The sequence below is a fragment of the Allobosea sp. 67-29 genome (genome assembly GCF_001898115.1).
Taxonomy (GTDB): Bacteria; Pseudomonadota; Alphaproteobacteria; order Rhizobiales; family Beijerinckiaceae; genus Allobosea.
Genome location: NZ_MKSQ01000014.1, coordinates 1 through 14,294, shown reverse-complemented (window position 1 = coordinate 14,294; position 14,294 = coordinate 1). Strand labels below are relative to the sequence as shown.

Below are 14,294 nucleotides of genomic sequence, written 5' to 3'. Positions count from 1 at the left end.
CTCAATAGCCTCGTGCTTGTCGCAGTGCCGCGAGACGCCCCTTGGGCGAGCGGAACACGGCGTCCTGTTCGTCCGGCGTCGTGGCGCGCCGGTAGTGCCTGGCGATGCCGTAATCGTCCGTGCGGGCCTGGTCGGCGATGCCGACGCCGGCGAGCAGCTGCTCGGCGATGCGGTCGGCGCGGGAGCGGTCCTGATCGGTCCACACGGGACACGGCTTCGGGGCGTTCGTCAGCCGCGACCAGATGGCCACGCTGACATGCCAGAGAGGCTTGCCGCCGAAGAACACCGCTCACTCCATGCCAACGTTCAGCGTCAGCCGAACCGTCACGTCCGTGTTGGGAAAGCTCTCGCGCCACCCGAAGGCGGCCGCCGTGGTCTCCTCGGCCGCGAAGCAGGGATTGCGCAGGGCGTTGCGCTGGGCCGGCGTCATGCTGCGGCCTCGTCGATCAGCGCGAGGATCTTCCGGCCCCTAGGGCTGATCTCCGCGACATCACCGCTGACATCGACCATGAGACTGCCGCGAAGAGCCTTGAGCGTCGCTGATCTGACGCGGTCCGTCCAATTGATCGGCCCCTTCGAAAGCTCGCGCAGCGCCTTCACCTGCGCATTGCTCAGACGCGGCTCGCCATAGAGGTACTGCCGTTTATCGAGACGTTCGCTCACGCCACTCTCCCTTGTTCGGCCTGGCGTTCCAGGGCGGCCAGCCAGTCGTTGAAATCCTTGATGCCCTCGGGCGGGCGGACGATCTGGAAGCGCACGCCGCGCTCCTCGAGACGCGCGCAGGCGCGCGCGAACTGCTTCTGCGGGCCGGACTTGGTGTCGTTGTCGGCGACCAGGAACAGCCCGCCGAGCTGCGGCGGCAGCCGGATCTCGGCCAGGTTGGAGAGCGAGACGGCGGCGATCGCCCGGCGCTGCGGCCGCATCAGCGCGGCCGAGAGCGCGTTCTCGATGCCCTCGGCGCAGATGACCCATTCGTCCGCCGGCATCTGCTTCAAGGGCTTGCCGGACTCCCCGCGCAGCAGCGGAATGACGCCGCCGCGATAGGCCCCCCAGCTCATCTTGGGCTCGCGCAGCGCCGCCTTGGTCACGCGCCCGTCCGCCAGCAGGTCGAGCCAGGTGCGGTGCGTCCCCAGGTGCTCGCCGCTGATGGCGTCGACGATCGGCGCCAGCATCGCCGGCAGCTCGACGCCGCCGGCCTCGCGGTTCCAGACCCGGCCGTGCCAGCGCAGGGCGCGCGGGCTGCGGTCGAAGCGTTTCAGGTCGATCCGGCGGCCGAGCAGGTAGCGCTCGACCGGGGAGCCTTCCCAGGGCTCGCCGGCGAGATAGAGCCCCTTGGCCTTGCGCCGCACCGCCTCGGCGTCCTCGGCCTGGCCCTTCTCCGCCTCGGCGCGCTGGCGCTTGGCCTTCTCCTCCTGCTCGCGGATCTCGGCCGGCGTCATCCGGCCGAGGTTGAAAAGGGCGATCGCCCAGGCGATGGCGTCTCCGATATCGCCGTCGAACTTCGCGGCGGCGACCACGTCGAGGATGTCGTAGTAGCGCCCCTCGGCGAAGTCGTAGCCCAGCCCCAGCTTCTTGCCGGAACGGTTCATCTTGAAGGACTGGCCCGGCTCGCCCCGGATCGAGCCCATCTCCCACTCGTTGCCGACCTTGACGGCGTTGGGGCAGAGCTTCGCCATGAGATCGTCGAGCCGATCGTTCAGCTTGGCCTTGACCGCGTCGATGGAGACGGGATGGCTCATGCCGCCCGCGCCTCCGCAGGAAAGACGCCGGCGGCATTGAGCGCGGCTGCGATCTGCCCGCAGAGCTCGCCGCGCCGGGCCGAGCCGCGCCAGCCATAACGCCCGGCCTCGGGCGGGCAGAACTGCCGGGCGATATCCGCCGCCGCGTTGAGGGCTTCCCAGGGCGGGAACCAGTCGCCCAACGGGCTCGGCTGCCGCTTCGAGAAGAAGCGCACGCGGCCGAACTGGTTGACCGATGCCGCGCCGAGCTCCGCCTCGTCGGCGGCAAGCAGGGCAATGGTCCAGTAGCCGAGAAGGGATTTGCGAGCGGCCCACTTCATGCCCGCCCTCCCCCGGCCGTAGAGCCGCGCAGGACGCGCCGCGCCCGGCCTTCCAGGCGGGAGCGCTGCGCGTCGGGATGTTCCGGGCCGTAAGTGCGGGCGGCCTCCTCCTGGAGGAGCTTGCACATGAGGAAGATCTCGGCCGTGCGCATCTTCTCGATGGTCGCGCCGGCGCTGCGGTAGACATCGAGGCGCTTGGCCGCCTTGCCCATATGCATGTGGAACGGCGCGAGCGCATGGACGCGGCGCAGCTCCTTCGGCATGGCGTCGAAGCGGCGGAACATCAGCACCGGATCTTCATAGACCCCGAAGGCACCGTTCCTCATGGCCGGCGCTCCAGGCGCGAGCGCTGCGCGTCGGGGTGATCCGGCCCATAGGTCTTACGGGCCTGCTTTTGCAGATGCGCGCAGATCCAGGCGACCTCGCGCGCCTTGAACTCCGCGACCGTCTTTCCGGCGCGCCGATAGTCCTTCCAGCCGCGCTCGGCCGCAGACAGTGCATAGTCGAAAGGCGCGAGGGCGTAGACGCGGCGGATCGCTGCCGGCAGCGCGTCGAAGCGCTTCCACTCCAGTTTCGGGTTGACAGCGACGCCGCCGCGCGTGTTCCCGCTCACGCCGCCGCCCCCTGCGCCACGCCGGCGGCCGGCGCTTCCATCAGCGCAATCGCGGGGCCGAACAGGTCGCGCGCCGAGCTGTCGGCGTCGTGCAGCAGCTTGAGCCATTTCGGCTTGGCGAGGTCGCGCAGCGCGTTGAGCAGCTTGACCTGGTCGCGCACCAGCGTGCGGCCCAGGCTGGCGTCGGGCTCCTCCTGGAGGATGTAGCCATGCGGCACCGCGCCGGGCTGGAAGCGCACGAGCTCGATGCGCGTCTGGCCGCCGGCGTATTTGATCAGGATTTCGAGCGTGACGCGGTTGTCCATCGCGAGGCTCCGGCAAAGGTGAGGAAAGGCCCGGCCGGCGATTGGGGCACCGGCCGGGCAGTCGAACGCGACGCAACGGGAACGAAACGGGGCTCAGGCCGCCCGAGGGGGCTGGACCGACACGGCCCGAGCACTCTCGATCGCGGCCTGCGGATGCAGCCGCGCGAGATGGGTGAGGACGGAAAGCTCCTCGGCGACGAGCGCCGACATCACATCGCGCGCGATGCGCTCGGACATGCGGCGCTGGCCCTTGACGTACATGCTGATCGTCGCCTGGTCGCAGCTGGCGCGCTTCGCCAGCGTCGCGACCGGCAATCGAAGGCGGGACAACCGCCCCTCCAGCTCTTGCGCTTCCTGTTCGGGCATGTGATTTACGATCCTCATGTGAACTTTCACACGTCGATCTGATTTGCGTGGTTGCGTCAAGTGTGATGTTTCAAATTGCTCACAGCCCTGCTGCGCCGCAGCGTCCGCCCGTCTTTCACACGGAGCGACGGGCCATGCAGACGCATGCCGAGCAAGTGAAGAAGGCGCGCAAGGAGAAGCTGCGCGCCGCGCAACTGGCCTATCTGGAGACGGTCGAGCGGGAGCGTCAGCTGACGCCGACGGAGATCGCCCGGCTATTCGAGGGCGACCCTTCCACCTTGACCAGGTTCAGGAACAAGGCGGGCTACAACGGCACGCTGTCGGCCCGCACGATCGAGATGATCGAGCAGGCGACAGGCATCCTCGCGCCGCCCGAGGCGCATGGCAGGCGCGGCCGCGCCGCCTTGGCCGAGCAGACGCCGAGCGTGCCGCCGCAAGGCTTCGCCGAGCACGAAGGCGAGCCCTATACCGCCCCGATCGGCGATCCGATGGCGAAACTGGTCACGGCGGCGGTTGCCGGGCGCGTCCATGTCGCGCCCTGGACGCTGCGCACGCGCGCCCTGGAGGACGAGGGCTACTTCCCCGGCGATGTCGTGATCGTGGACATGAACGCCCAGCCCGAGGCGGGCGATATCGTCTGCGCCCAGCTCTATGACTTCGAGCGGCCGGGACAGACCAGGACGGTGTTCCGCCTGTTCCATCCGCCCTTCCTGGTTGGGGCCAGCAAGGAGGACAACGCCCGCGTGCCGCAGCTGATCGACGGCACGGTCGGCATCAAGGGCGTGGTCGAGCTGGCGATCCGCAAGCCGCGCCGGAAGGGGGCGTGAATTATCAACCGCTTTCGCTGCGCCTGCGAAAAATATCCGGGCCACGCGATGCGATGCATCACATGAACATTCATATTTCTGTTTGAACTTTCACATTCACATGGTAGCCAATTCCCAACCGCTGATTTGCAGCGGCGTGGAGAGGGAGCATGTGAATGCAGCACGCTCGTATCGAGTTTCCGGTTGGAGGCGCCGTGGTGGCCTTTCCAGCCCCCGCGTCTAGTCGCAGCCTCGCAGCCCGCCTTGCGGTCGCCGCCCGCCCGAAGCACCAGTTCCGCTGCCTCGAATGCGACACGCCCTTCCAGAGCGTCGAGGACCGGGCGGAGTTCTGCTGCGCCGGGCATCGCAAGGCCTGGAACAACCGCCGCGCCATCCGGGGCGCGCAGCTCTACGACCTGGTCATGGCGATGCGCTTCGAGCGCGGCATGGCCGTCAAGCTGGCGATCGGCTGGGCGCTGATCTGCCGGCTGGCCTCGGCCTATCGCGATGCCGACAACGCGCTGCGCGCCGGCCGCCGCTCCTGGCGCAAGCCGCAGACGGCGATCGCCGACATTCCCCTGGCCTATGGGCGCGAGGGGGACGGGCGATGAGCCGGGGCCAGCGCCGCACGCCCGAGATGGGCCGCACCAAGACGCAGTCCTACTGCCTGCTCGCCGCGCGCAGCGGCAAGCTCTACGAGAACGACCGGCGAGAGCTGGTCATGGCGCAGGCGCATGGCAAGTTCCTGCCCGTCCGCACCTTCGGCAAGCCGATCGTCAAGGAATGCGAGAAGGCCGGATGGATCGTCCGCATTCCCAACCATGGCTGGGAGCGGATCATGACGACGCCGGCGGGCGACCGCGAGCTGGAGCGGCCCTTGCGGCTGCGCCCCTTCGCCGACGCCTGGCAGGACCAGCAGCGGGAGGCGCTGCGATGATGACCGCCTTCCATGTCGCCATGGCGATGTATCTGAGCGGCCTCGCCTTCCTGACCATGGCCGCCGGCCGCGAGCACTACCGCAGCGGGCTGCGGCTGGAGGCGGCCATCAGCAGCGGCTTCACGCTGGTCCTGGCGGCCTTCGCCGCGCTCGTGCTGGCGAGGGCGCTATGAGCAGCGCTCCCGCCCGCCGCCTGGCCGACCCGTCCGCCCCCTGGTGGACCATGGCCGACATCGCCGCCCGCGCCGGCCTGGCCGAGTACACGATCCGGCGCGAGCGCCTGCCCGAATGGGAGTGCGACCAGAAGCTGCCCTTCCCGCGGCCGCTGCCCTGGAGCAAGCGGCAGCTGCGCTGGCACACCCAGGCCGTGCTGCGCTGGTTCGAGATGCGCGAGACGGCGGCGATGGCCGCCCCCGTCCGCCTCGCCGTTGTGCAGGGCGGCCGGCCGTAGCTTGCCCTTGACGCGCCCGCGCGCTTGAGTGCGGGCGCTTCCCTCTCGGAGATCCGATCATGAAGCGGAAGGCGACGCCGCGCGGCGCGGCGCAGGATATCGCGCGCCTGCATCAGAACGAATGGGGCGTCTGGCACTGGAAGCCGGAGAAGAAGCTGCGCCCGCAGTTCAAGGGCCAGTCCCTCGGCAAGGACCCGGACGTGGCGATGCGCGAGGCCCGGCGGCTCAACCGCGAGGTCGAGGCCTGGACGAAGAAGGGCACGGCCCCGGCCGCGCCGCGCCGGCGCGCCCGCAGCGGCCCGCTCACCGTCAGCCAGCTCGCGAATATCTGGCGCAACGGCGAGGACGGGCTGGGTTCCGACCACTGGCGCGGCCTGCGCGAGCGCACCCAGCAGCAGTTCCGCTACGCGCTCAAGGTGATCGAGGCCGAGTTCGGCGACGAGGTCGCGAACGGCATCACGCCGGCGCGCGTGCGGCGCTGGCTCGATCCGGTGAAGCGCCGCGCGCCCGGCGGGGCGGCGAGCTATTGCAAGGTCGGGCGCGTGCTGTTCGCCTTCGGCATCGCCGGCGAGCATGTCGAGATCCGGGAGAACCCTTTCGCCAAGCAGAAGCTCGCCTCCGGGAAGCGCCGGCCGCGCTACTACAGCTTCGAGGATATCCGCCACCTGGTCGCGGTCGCCGATGGCCGGGTCGAGCCGCCGCCCGGTTCCTACCAGGGGCAGGAGCGGTTCCTGCGTTGCCCCTCGATCGGCACCGCTCTGCTGCTCGGCTTCGCCTGCGTCCAGCGGATCAGCGACGTGCTGGCGCTGGGCACGCATAACCTGGTCGAGAAGGCAGATCCGCTCACCAAGGAAACGGTCACGCGGCTCGTCTTCACCCAGTCCAAGAGCCAGCGGAAGGGCCGCGACTTCGAGCTGGAGGGCGGCGTCAGGATCGACGTGCGCCTGCCGCCGCTCGCCGCCCGCAGGCTGGCGGCCGCGCCGCCGCTTACCGCCCCCAAGCTCAACTGGCAGCCGCTCGTCGTCAACGAGACGACGCTGCGGACCTATAGCGACTGGCTCGCCTCGATCAAGTTCGCCCGCGTCCGCAAGCGCGCGATCGCGGTCGACCCCGAGCGCTGGGGCCATCTCGCCGGCATGCAGCTGCGCGACGGCCGCCGCTCCGGCTTCATCCATCTGCGCAAGATGGGGCTGACGGTCGAGCAGATCGTCAACCTCTCCGGCCATACGCTGGAGGCCGGCTACAAGATCGTGGAACACTACCTGCCGCGCACGGCCGAGGAGGCCGACGAGGTCGCGGCACTGATGACGGGAGAGCTGTGATGGGTCCTGCCGACTGTGTGTTGGACTACGACAGCCTGACGCTGCCTAGCGGAAAGGTGTTGTCGATTGTGGTTGGGACGATCGGCCTCGGAATGGATGGGGAAATCTCGACCGGCTGCGACATGCCCCTGCCTACGCAAGAGCTGGCACCGGAGGACCGGCGCGCATTGTGTCTGTGGATGTCGGAGCGCTGGCGTCGTGCGGCACTGATGGAGGGACAGCTGTGATGATTAATACAGACGTAGATCCGAATGCGCGGGCCGCTGCGATCAAGGCGATAGAAAACGACTGGTCGGGCGATATTCCGGGTTATGCCGAAAACCTGGTCGACGACATTCTCAATGCCTATTTTGCGGCGCTAGACCAAGCGGCCTCAGCACAGCCGCCGGTGGAGGACCAGCTTCGCCTGGCCCAAATCATCGATCCTGAGGCCTTTGGACTGCCTAACCCGTATTACGCCGACAATAGTGACCGCGACGAAGCGAAGGCCAAAGCAGCCGAATGCGCCAGCGTCCTTCGAAATCGGCACGCACGAATGGTGAGGGACCTCGCGGCCCGGATCGAATTCGACGACGGCCGGAACGAGACCGGAACATGAACAAACTGGCGGCAATCGCCAGTGCTGTCGCCAGTGCATTTCCTGCCGCCAGTTTTCCCGATCTGTTCCGCAGCCCAAACCGGCGAAAAGCGCGACGCCATCGGCAAAAACAAACGGCGGCCCCTCATCGGGCCGCCGTCTTCGCTTCGTAGCCGGTAAGGTTATTGTCCGGTAAATGCCGGGCTGCCCGACGTCGAAAACCTCATCTTTCCTGTTGCGGAGCCACGGTCCGGCCGCCCCTAAAACCGCCTTCAGCCGCCGAAATGCGCCTCTGGTGCGATTGGCCTACTGCTTGCCGGGAGCTGCCTGAGGCATCGAAATGACCTTGCCGTCAGGCATGATGACGTCGCCCGGCTTCTGGCCGGGAGCACAATCGCCGAGCCGCCTCGCCTCCACCACCAGCTTGCGCTCCACCGGAGCCGGCTGCCCCGGCATGCCGGTCAGCCTGGTGGTCCCCTCGGTGCGGACGACCGTCTCGAAATCGCCGGTGACGACGCTGCTGCCCGAGGCCTTGACCGGCCCCATGGCACATTCGGTCTCGACGGCGTAGCCGGTCGCCGTCTTCGTCACCAGCATCTTGGAGCAGGTCCCGCCAGCCATGCTGCCGACCAGGGCGCGATCGGTATCGGGGCCGACGCACTGCTTGGCCACGACTTCGCCCTGAGCGCCGGTGGACTTCGATTCCCAAAGGCCGGGCTTGCGCTGCGGCAGCTCTTCGGCCAGCGCCGTGCCCGCTGCCAGGAGCGCTATCGCGACGAGGGTTGCAGATTTCATCTCGGTTCTCCGGACGCGATTCATCGGATCGTTCGTCCGAGACAAGGCCAGTGGGGCGGCCAGAATAAGGCGCCGGGCCGGGCGGAAGCCTTTGTTAACCATATCGCCCTAATGCTCTGCGCGAGTTTTGCACGGGTAGCCAGTGATGAGTCGACGCCTCGCATCCCTCGCCTTGGCCGCCGCCATGACGGCGGGCGCCTGCGCGCCCCAGTACCAGGCGGCGGACTATGCGCTCGCCCAGCCGGAGAGCCCCTATCGGCTCGCCAGCGGCGACAAGCTGCGCATCATCGTCTTCGGCCAGGACAATCTGTCGAACATCTATGCCGTCGATGGCTCGGGCCGGATCTCGATGCCGCTGGTCAACACCGTCATGGCGCAGGGCCGCACCACGCAGCAGCTTGCGCGCGAGATCGAGGCCAAACTGCGCGCCGGCTATCTGCGCGAACCCAAGGTCTCGGTCGAGGTCGATACCTACCGGCCGTTCTTCGTCCTCGGCGAGGTGACGAATTCCGGCCAGTTCCCCTTCGTCAGCGGCATGACCGTGCAGACGGCGGTGGCGATCGCCGGCGGCTTCACGCCCCGCGGCCAGCGCAACTCGGCCGAGATCACCCGCCAGATCGACGGCCAGACGGTGACCGCCTCGGTGCCGATCACCTATCCGGTCCAGCCGGGCGACACGATCGTCATCAAGGAACGCTGGTTCTGACATCCGTGCCCGGCCCCGCGATGCCCGGTGCCTCCGGCGCGCCGCTCAAGATCCTCCATGTCTTCCGTGCCCCGCTCGGCGGGCTTTTCCGGCATGTGCTCGACATCGCGCGGGGACAGGCGGAGCGCGGACACCAGGTCGGCATCTTCTGCGACGCCACCACCGGCGGCACCCGCGCCGATGCGGTCTTCCGCGAGCTTTCGCAGACGCTTGCGCTCGGCATCACGCGGGTGCCGATGTCACGCTACCCCAGCCTGACGGATTTCCGGGCGCAGATGGCCCAGATCGCCCTGCGGCGGCGCCTCGCCCCCGACGTCGTGCACTGCCACGGCTCGAAAGGGGGTGTCTACGGCCGCATACCGGCTCTTTTCGCCGGCAACCGAAGCTATGTCGCGGCCTACACGCCGCATGGCGGCAGCTTCAACTACAAGCCCGGCAGCACCGAACACAAAATCTACATGACGGTCGAGCGCTTGCTCGAAGGCGCGACCGATATGTTCCTGTTCGAAAGCCGCTTCATCGCGAGCCGGTTCGAGGCTCATATCGGCCATCCCCCGCGGACCGACCACAGGGTCGTGTTGAATGGGATTTCGGAAGCCGAATTCGAGCCGATCGACCATCGTGACGCCGCGTTCGACCTGCTCTATCTGGGCGAACTGCGTTCAGCCAAGGGCGTCGACACGCTGATCGACGCCCTGGCGTTGCTGCGCAGACGCGACGGGCTCAGGCCACGCATCCTCATCGTCGGCTCCGGCCCCGACGAGGCCGAGCTGAAGGCCATGACCAGGGCTCGCGGCATCGCCGAGCAATGCGCGTTCGAGCCGCCCGGACCGATCCGCGGCGCCTTGGCGCAGGCGCGGACCATGGTGATCCCCTCGCGGGCGGAATCCCTGCCCTATGTCATCCTCGAGGCGGCCGCGGCCGCCCAGCCCCTGATCTCGACGGATGTCGGCGGCATCAGCGAAATTTACGGCCCGCAGCACCGGCATCGCCTGATCCCGCCGAACGACCCGGCGATCCTCGCCGAAGCGATCGCCGCGATGCTGGCGCGGCCGGAGACCGAGCGCCAGGCCGAGGCGGCCGATCTCGCCGCTTATGTCAGGCAGCATTTCCGCCTGGACGTGATGATCGACGGCGTCATCGCCGCTTATCGCGACGCGCTGCAAGCGCGCCGGAGCAGGAAAACCGGCGCTACAGCAGCTTGAGCGCGACGACGCCGGATACGACCAGGACAATGCCGGCCCAGCCGGCAGGAGCGATCCTCTGTCCGAAGGCGAGTGCGCCGATGACCGCCGTGGCGACGAGACCGGCACCACCCCAGACCGCGTAGGCGACCGAGAGTTCCATGCCCTTGATGGCCTGGGCCAATGCTCCGAAGGCGGCCATCACCAGCAGCACGCCGCCCGCTCCCGCCAAGCGCCGGGTCATGCCGTTCGACAGCTTCAGAAGGTAGGTGCCCGACAATTCGAGCACGACGGCGGCAAGCAGCCAGAGCAGCGGGACGACCTGAACGAGTGAGACATTCACACGGGCCTCCCATCGTCCAGCAGCGCATCCTCCGCGGCGTCGCGGCCCTTGCCGATGCCGGCCTCGATCAGCACGATACCGACCAGGATCGCTGCCAGCGCGGCCAGGCGACCAGCCGTCAGATGCTCGCCGAAGACGAGATGCCCCGTCGCAGCGATGCCGACGATGCCGAGCCCTTCCCAGACCGCATAGGCCACGGCCATGGGGATGACGCGCAAGGCGATGCTGAGCAGCGCAAAGGACAATCCGATCAGCAGCAGAGGCAGAATGCCGACCAGCCAGGGAGCGGAGACGACCGACTTCAGCGCGGCCGTCGCGACGATCTCGACGGCAATGGCCGCGAGCAGAACCAACCAATGAAAAGACATGTTGCACACGGGCGAAGCCGCGCTGGACGGCGCACATGCGCCGCAAGGACAGCCAAGCAATCGTTAGAGTTTAAGAGCAGAAATCTGGATGAGCCATCATATGCGGGGATATTCCCCGACAGGTAGCGTTGCATCTGGGGCAACGCCGCCACTGCCCGATGTTCCGGGCAAATATGTGCTTCTCAGACACTCATCGAGGCGAAATATGCCTGCAGCAAGGTCTTGTGTCAATCCATAAACACTTGACTCTATTCAAGATTGCCAAAATCGAGCAGGAAAAATACTGCGCGGGACATCACGCAACCCTCTGACGTGCCAGCGGTTTTTTCAATTCTTGAGAGTCGCGGAATTTCTCGCGCCGTCGCGGACCCGCTCCCGCTCCAAAATCAAGCCAAAAGCGTTGCAAACCCGTCGAAACAGCGAGAGATTCGATTAAGCGTTCCGAGAGCAATTTCGGCTAGACCAACGTCCGAGGCACGTGGCCCGATTGCGCGTGCCGGGCGAGGAATGGACGTCATGGGTGCTTTCGATGTCCGCGACATGATGAAGGCGGATGCGGCCGGTGCCGCCGCGCCGGCATCGGCGGACAAATCCGAGGACGGGCAGACCCGCCGGTTCCATCCGCTCGCCGAGCGGATCGCGGCGTTGCCGCTCAAGCCGACGCTCTCCCCGGTCATGATCGAGGGGCTGGCACGGCTGCTGGACGTCGTGATTGTGCTGGCAACGGGCGCCCTCGCCTACTGGCTCTACGCCGCCGGCAAGGTCCAGAACGCCCTCGCCTATCAGATCACGGTTTCCGCGCTCGCCGTCGGCATGCTCGTCATCTTCCAGATGCTGCAGCTCTATCCGGTGGGCGCGCTGCGCAATTTCGCCAGCTCGGCCGTGCGCCTGCTCGGCGGCTGGACGATGCTGTTCCTCGTCGCGCTCGCGACCTTCTTCTTCCTGAAAGTCGGCAACCAGGTCTCGCGCGGCTGGCTGATCGGCTTCTATGCCGCGGGCGCCTGCGCGCTGGTCGCGGGGCGGCTGCTGGCAACGGTGACGGTGCGCGCGCTCACCCGGTCCGGCCGTCTCGAGCGGCGCACCGCCATCGTCGGCGGCGGCGAAGCCGGGGCCGAGCTGATCAAGGCGCTCGAGGCGCAGAAGGACACCGGCCTGCACATCTGCGGCGTCTTCGACGACCGCAACGATTCGCGATCGCCGGACCTCGTCGCCGGCTACCCGAAGCTCGGCACGATCGACGACCTCGTCGAATTCGCCCGGCGCACACGGCTCGACCTCGTGATCTTCACCCTGCCGATCTCGGCCGAGGCCCGGCTGCTGACAATGTTGCGCAAGCTCTGGGTGCTGCCGATCGACATCCGCCTCTCGGCCCACATGTCGAAGCTGCGCTTCCGGCCGCGCTCCTATTCCTATCTCGGCGCGGTGCCGGTCCTCGATGTCTTCGACCGCCCCATCGCGGACTGGGACATCGTCGTCAAATGGCTGTTCGACAAGTTCGTCGGCGCACTCGCGCTGATCGCCCTGTCTCCCGTGATGCTGGTGACCGCGATCGCGATCAAGCTCGACTCGAAGGGGCCGGTGTTCTTCCGCCAGAAGCGCTACGGCTTCAACAACGAGACCGTCGACGTGCTGAAGTTCCGCTCGCTTCGCCACGACATGACGGATCACACCGCGGCAAAGCAGGTCACCAAGGACGATCCGCGCGTCACCCGCGTCGGCCGCTTCATCCGCAAGACATCGATCGACGAGTTGCCGCAGCTGATCAACGTGGTGTTCAACGGCAATCTGTCGCTCGTCGGGCCGCGGCCACACGCGATTCATGCCAAGGCCTCGAACCGCGCCTATGAGCAGGTCGTGGACGGCTACTTCGCCCGTCACAAGGTCAAGCCCGGCATCACCGGCTGGGCGCAGATCAACGGCTGGCGCGGCGAGACGGACACCGACGACAAAATCCAGCGCCGCGTCGAGCATGACCTCTATTATATCGAGAACTGGTCGGTGCTGCTCGACCTCTACATCCTGCTGAAGACGCCTTTTTCGCTCCTGACCAAGAACGAAAACGCCTATTGAGTCCCGCTGGCGCCGACAGGTCCGGCGTTCGTTGGGTCGATGTAAAAGGCCGTGGACCGCAGCGCTTCGCGCTGCACCGTCCTCGCTTCGCTAGAATGCGCCAGCCAGCTGTCGCTGTTGGAAACCGTTTCGACCGCGCGTGGAAGGCGGCGCTGTGCCCTCAGCCGCGCTCCTTGCGGACCAGCACATAGGCGTAAGTCGTCACGAAGTGCCAGCGGGTCTTCGCCGCCAGCGCGTTGAAGGCCTTGTCGACCTCGCGCAGCCCCGGCAGGCGCTCGAAATAGCCGTGCCCCCAGAAGGGCTGGACATGCATCTCGCTAAAGCCCGCCTGCTTCAGCATCGGCGCCAATTGCCGGGGGTTGCCGCGGCACCAGTCGTAGAGCGCCGGAAACTTCGGATCGCCCCCACCATCACGGCGCGACGGGAACAGCGCATGCACGATGGCGCGCGACGCCTTTTCCGGCAGAAGATGATTCAGCGCGAAGACGGGAGCCCACAAGGTGGGGAAGAAGGCGAGCGCCACGCCGCCCGGCGCCAGAAGCGCATGAACGTTGCGCCAGGCCTGCGCGACGCCGTCGATGTGCTCGAAAACCATGCGCGAGACCATCATGTCATAGCCGCCATGTGCGACGTCCGGCTCGGACAGGTCGCCGGCGATGTCGAAGCGGGCGGTCTTCAGGCCCGACGGCGTCAGCGCCAGTTCGCCGGCATCGATATCGTTGACGATCAGATCGATGCCACGCTGTGCGGCCTGCGCGGCCGTAAACAACGGATCGCGCCCACCGCCGATCTCGCAGACGCTGCGCAGGCCGTAATGTCGCGCGAGCGCCAGAATCGTGGCCTCGTAGTTCTCCCAGGCCCAGTCGGAATGCCAGTCCGGTGCCAGCCCGGCGAAAACGCGCGAAAGCGAAGGCTCGGCTTGCGCGGGCGTCGCCGTTTCTCCGGGCGTGATGTCGAGGCTCATGCGCGGCGTGGCGGCAGGCGCGAATGACATGGCGAGCAGAACTCCAAGGCCGGTCCCCTTCCCATTCAGGGTGCGCCGGGAACCGCAAAGCTGCAACGAGTTCGTGGAAGGAGGGTTAAACGCCCTGATTGCGCCGACCCGGCAACCTTCGATTCGCGCAACCGGCGTCACAGCATCTGTCGGGACTCTGTTGGAGCATTATGTCCCGGGCAGAGCATTTCAGCCCTGCTTCGTTCCGAAACGGTCCAGGCGCCGGCCGGACCGGCAGCTTCCAACTGTAGGATTTTCTTGAGTTTATGGTCGGAGCGAGAGGATTCGAACCTCCGACCCCTTGTCCCCCAGCGTTAGACGTGATCCACCCCCCGTTGAATTGGTCCACCCTGAAGTATGTCTTTTGGCAGACAGGAGGACCGATATGCCGAAGAAGC

The 14,294-nt window shown here is 67.1% G+C and carries 24 protein-coding genes; 11 read left to right on the top strand and 13 right to left on the bottom strand.

Annotated elements, in window-relative coordinates; translation table 11 throughout:
* Nucleotide 1 precedes the first annotated feature (1 nt).
* The 9 genes from BGO20_RS11310 to BGO20_RS11270 form a co-directional block, all read right to left on the bottom strand.
* Nucleotides 2-205: a hypothetical protein gene (locus BGO20_RS11310; protein WP_291663925.1), complete on the bottom strand. Its 204-nt coding sequence runs from the start codon at nt 203-205 to the stop codon at nt 2-4.
* Nucleotides 206-289: 84 nt separating this feature from the next.
* The gene (locus tag BGO20_RS11305; protein ID WP_291663926.1) at nt 290-430 is read right to left on the bottom strand and encodes a hypothetical protein; all 141 of its coding nucleotides are present in this window, start codon (nt 428-430) and stop codon (nt 290-292) included.
* Nucleotides 427-663 carry a hypothetical protein gene (locus BGO20_RS11300; RefSeq protein ID WP_291663927.1) on the bottom strand — a complete coding sequence of 79 codons (237 nt, stop codon included), beginning with the start codon at nt 661-663 and terminating at the stop codon, nt 427-429. Before BGO20_RS11300 ends, BGO20_RS11305 begins: the two co-directional genes overlap by 4 nt.
* Complete coding sequence (locus BGO20_RS11295; RefSeq protein ID WP_291663928.1) at nt 660-1,739, bottom strand: DUF7146 domain-containing protein; 1,080 nt, start codon at nt 1,737-1,739, stop codon at nt 660-662. The genes BGO20_RS11300 and BGO20_RS11295 overlap by 4 nt, the downstream gene beginning before the upstream one ends.
* Entirely contained in the window at nt 1,736-2,059 is a 324-nt protein-coding gene (locus tag BGO20_RS11290; RefSeq protein WP_291663929.1) for a hypothetical protein, read from the bottom strand. The genes BGO20_RS11295 and BGO20_RS11290 overlap by 4 nt, the downstream gene beginning before the upstream one ends.
* Entirely contained in the window at nt 2,056-2,385 is a 330-nt protein-coding gene (locus tag BGO20_RS11285) for a hypothetical protein (RefSeq protein WP_291663930.1), read from the bottom strand. The genes BGO20_RS11290 and BGO20_RS11285 overlap by 4 nt, the downstream gene beginning before the upstream one ends.
* The gene (locus BGO20_RS11280; protein WP_291663931.1) at nt 2,382-2,672 is read right to left on the bottom strand and encodes a hypothetical protein; all 291 of its coding nucleotides are present in this window, start codon (nt 2,670-2,672) and stop codon (nt 2,382-2,384) included. Before BGO20_RS11280 ends, BGO20_RS11285 begins: the two co-directional genes overlap by 4 nt.
* Nucleotides 2,669-2,977 carry a hypothetical protein gene (locus BGO20_RS11275; protein ID WP_291663932.1) on the bottom strand — a complete coding sequence of 103 codons (309 nt, stop codon included), beginning with the start codon at nt 2,975-2,977 and terminating at the stop codon, nt 2,669-2,671. The genes BGO20_RS11280 and BGO20_RS11275 overlap by 4 nt, the downstream gene beginning before the upstream one ends.
* 93 nt (nt 2,978-3,070) lie before the next feature.
* Nucleotides 3,071-3,343, bottom strand: a complete 273-nt coding sequence (locus BGO20_RS11270; RefSeq protein WP_291663933.1) for a hypothetical protein — start codon at nt 3,341-3,343, stop codon at nt 3,071-3,073.
* 134 nt (nt 3,344-3,477) lie between these two features.
* Between BGO20_RS11270 and BGO20_RS11265 the strand changes: the two genes are divergently transcribed.
* The 8 genes from BGO20_RS11265 to BGO20_RS11230 all read left to right on the top strand — a co-directional run bounded on the left by BGO20_RS11265 (nt 3,478) and on the right by BGO20_RS11230 (nt 7,457).
* Nucleotides 3,478-4,170 (top strand): S24/S26 family peptidase, encoded by a 693-nt coding sequence (locus BGO20_RS11265; RefSeq protein ID WP_291663934.1) that lies wholly within the window; start codon nt 3,478-3,480, stop codon nt 4,168-4,170.
* A gap of 155 nt (nt 4,171-4,325) precedes the next feature.
* On the top strand, nt 4,326-4,760 hold the full coding sequence (locus tag BGO20_RS11260; RefSeq protein WP_291663935.1) for a hypothetical protein: 435 nt from the start codon (nt 4,326-4,328) through the stop codon (nt 4,758-4,760).
* Entirely contained in the window at nt 4,757-5,086 is a 330-nt protein-coding gene (locus tag BGO20_RS11255) for a hypothetical protein (protein WP_291663936.1), read from the top strand. Before BGO20_RS11260 ends, BGO20_RS11255 begins: the two co-directional genes overlap by 4 nt.
* Nucleotides 5,083-5,259, top strand: a complete 177-nt coding sequence (locus BGO20_RS11250) for a hypothetical protein (protein ID WP_291663937.1) — start codon at nt 5,083-5,085, stop codon at nt 5,257-5,259. The genes BGO20_RS11255 and BGO20_RS11250 overlap by 4 nt, the downstream gene beginning before the upstream one ends.
* Nucleotides 5,256-5,537 (top strand): hypothetical protein, encoded by a 282-nt coding sequence (locus tag BGO20_RS11245; RefSeq protein ID WP_291663938.1) that lies wholly within the window; start codon nt 5,256-5,258, stop codon nt 5,535-5,537. The genes BGO20_RS11250 and BGO20_RS11245 overlap by 4 nt, the downstream gene beginning before the upstream one ends.
* A gap of 59 nt (nt 5,538-5,596) precedes the next feature.
* On the top strand, nt 5,597-6,859 hold the full coding sequence (locus BGO20_RS11240) for a hypothetical protein (protein ID WP_291663939.1): 1,263 nt from the start codon (nt 5,597-5,599) through the stop codon (nt 6,857-6,859).
* Nucleotides 6,859-7,086, top strand: coding sequence for a hypothetical protein (locus BGO20_RS11235; RefSeq protein ID WP_291663940.1), 228 nt, complete (start codon nt 6,859-6,861; stop codon nt 7,084-7,086). Before BGO20_RS11240 ends, BGO20_RS11235 begins: the two co-directional genes overlap by 1 nt.
* Nucleotides 7,086-7,457, top strand: coding sequence for a hypothetical protein (locus tag BGO20_RS11230; protein WP_291663941.1), 372 nt, complete (start codon nt 7,086-7,088; stop codon nt 7,455-7,457). The genes BGO20_RS11235 and BGO20_RS11230 overlap by 1 nt, the downstream gene beginning before the upstream one ends.
* 285 nt (nt 7,458-7,742) lie before the next feature.
* Here the strand turns inward: BGO20_RS11230 and BGO20_RS11225 are convergent, their stop codons facing one another.
* A complete protein-coding gene (locus BGO20_RS11225) occupies nt 7,743-8,231 on the bottom strand; it encodes a DUF3617 domain-containing protein (RefSeq protein ID WP_291663942.1) in 489 nt (162 codons plus the stop codon).
* Nucleotides 8,232-8,376: 145 nt separating this feature from the next.
* Here BGO20_RS11225 and BGO20_RS11220 point away from each other — a divergent pair, with 145 nt between their 5' ends.
* On the top strand, nt 8,377-8,937 hold the full coding sequence (locus tag BGO20_RS11220; RefSeq protein ID WP_291663943.1) for a polysaccharide biosynthesis/export family protein: 561 nt from the start codon (nt 8,377-8,379) through the stop codon (nt 8,935-8,937).
* Between the two features lie 5 nt (nt 8,938-8,942).
* The gene (locus tag BGO20_RS11215) at nt 8,943-10,142 is read left to right on the top strand and encodes a glycosyltransferase (protein ID WP_291663944.1); all 1,200 of its coding nucleotides are present in this window, start codon (nt 8,943-8,945) and stop codon (nt 10,140-10,142) included.
* Here BGO20_RS11215 and BGO20_RS11210 read toward each other — a convergent pair.
* Both BGO20_RS11210 and BGO20_RS11205 read right to left on the bottom strand, forming a co-directional pair.
* Nucleotides 10,129-10,464, bottom strand: a complete 336-nt coding sequence (locus BGO20_RS11210; protein WP_291663945.1) for an SMR family transporter — start codon at nt 10,462-10,464, stop codon at nt 10,129-10,131. The genes BGO20_RS11215 and BGO20_RS11210 overlap by 14 nt on opposite strands.
* A complete protein-coding gene (locus BGO20_RS11205; protein WP_291663946.1) occupies nt 10,461-10,832 on the bottom strand; it encodes a DMT family transporter in 372 nt (123 codons plus the stop codon). The genes BGO20_RS11210 and BGO20_RS11205 overlap by 4 nt, the downstream gene beginning before the upstream one ends.
* A 516-nt stretch (nt 10,833-11,348) precedes the next feature.
* On the opposite strand from BGO20_RS11205, the gene BGO20_RS11200 reads away from it, so the two are divergent.
* Nucleotides 11,349-12,902 (top strand): undecaprenyl-phosphate glucose phosphotransferase, encoded by a 1,554-nt coding sequence (locus BGO20_RS11200; protein WP_291663947.1) that lies wholly within the window; start codon nt 11,349-11,351, stop codon nt 12,900-12,902.
* Between the two features lie 160 nt (nt 12,903-13,062).
* Here BGO20_RS11200 and BGO20_RS11195 read toward each other — a convergent pair whose 3' ends face one another.
* Nucleotides 13,063-13,896, bottom strand: coding sequence for a class I SAM-dependent methyltransferase (locus tag BGO20_RS11195; RefSeq protein ID WP_291663948.1), 834 nt, complete (start codon nt 13,894-13,896; stop codon nt 13,063-13,065).
* Nucleotides 13,897-14,294: the final 398 nt, after the last annotated feature.

Bases quoted from the DNA above. Each gene is read 5' to 3' on its own strand.
- BGO20_RS11275 (WP_291663932.1), bottom strand. From the start codon at position 2,977: ATGGACAACCGCGTCACGCTCGAAATCCTGATCAAATACGCCGGCGGC.
- BGO20_RS11200 (WP_291663947.1), top strand. From the start codon at position 11,349: ATGGGTGCTTTCGATGTCCGCGACATGATGAAGGCGGATGCGGCCGGT.
- BGO20_RS11305 (WP_291663926.1), bottom strand. From the start codon at position 430: ATGACGCCGGCCCAGCGCAACGCCCTGCGCAATCCCTGCTTCGCGGCC.
- BGO20_RS11195 (WP_291663948.1), bottom strand. From the start codon at position 13,896: ATGTCATTCGCGCCTGCCGCCACGCCGCGCATGAGCCTCGACATCACG.
- BGO20_RS11260 (WP_291663935.1), top strand. From the start codon at position 4,326: ATGCAGCACGCTCGTATCGAGTTTCCGGTTGGAGGCGCCGTGGTGGCC.
- BGO20_RS11240 (WP_291663939.1), top strand. From the start codon at position 5,597: ATGAAGCGGAAGGCGACGCCGCGCGGCGCGGCGCAGGATATCGCGCGC.
- BGO20_RS11270 (WP_291663933.1), bottom strand. From the start codon at position 3,343: ATGCCCGAACAGGAAGCGCAAGAGCTGGAGGGGCGGTTGTCCCGCCTT.
- BGO20_RS11235 (WP_291663940.1), top strand. From the start codon at position 6,859: ATGGGTCCTGCCGACTGTGTGTTGGACTACGACAGCCTGACGCTGCCT.
- BGO20_RS11205 (WP_291663946.1), bottom strand. From the start codon at position 10,832: ATGTCTTTTCATTGGTTGGTTCTGCTCGCGGCCATTGCCGTCGAGATC.
- BGO20_RS11230 (WP_291663941.1), top strand. From the start codon at position 7,086: ATGATTAATACAGACGTAGATCCGAATGCGCGGGCCGCTGCGATCAAG.
- BGO20_RS11255 (WP_291663936.1), top strand. From the start codon at position 4,757: ATGAGCCGGGGCCAGCGCCGCACGCCCGAGATGGGCCGCACCAAGACG.
- BGO20_RS11285 (WP_291663930.1), bottom strand. From the start codon at position 2,385: ATGAGGAACGGTGCCTTCGGGGTCTATGAAGATCCGGTGCTGATGTTC.
- BGO20_RS11290 (WP_291663929.1), bottom strand. From the start codon at position 2,059: ATGAAGTGGGCCGCTCGCAAATCCCTTCTCGGCTACTGGACCATTGCC.
- BGO20_RS11245 (WP_291663938.1), top strand. From the start codon at position 5,256: ATGAGCAGCGCTCCCGCCCGCCGCCTGGCCGACCCGTCCGCCCCCTGG.
- BGO20_RS11225 (WP_291663942.1), bottom strand. From the start codon at position 8,231: ATGAAATCTGCAACCCTCGTCGCGATAGCGCTCCTGGCAGCGGGCACG.
- BGO20_RS11295 (WP_291663928.1), bottom strand. From the start codon at position 1,739: ATGAGCCATCCCGTCTCCATCGACGCGGTCAAGGCCAAGCTGAACGAT.
- BGO20_RS11250 (WP_291663937.1), top strand. From the start codon at position 5,083: ATGATGACCGCCTTCCATGTCGCCATGGCGATGTATCTGAGCGGCCTC.
- BGO20_RS11220 (WP_291663943.1), top strand. From the start codon at position 8,377: ATGAGTCGACGCCTCGCATCCCTCGCCTTGGCCGCCGCCATGACGGCG.
- BGO20_RS11265 (WP_291663934.1), top strand. From the start codon at position 3,478: ATGCAGACGCATGCCGAGCAAGTGAAGAAGGCGCGCAAGGAGAAGCTG.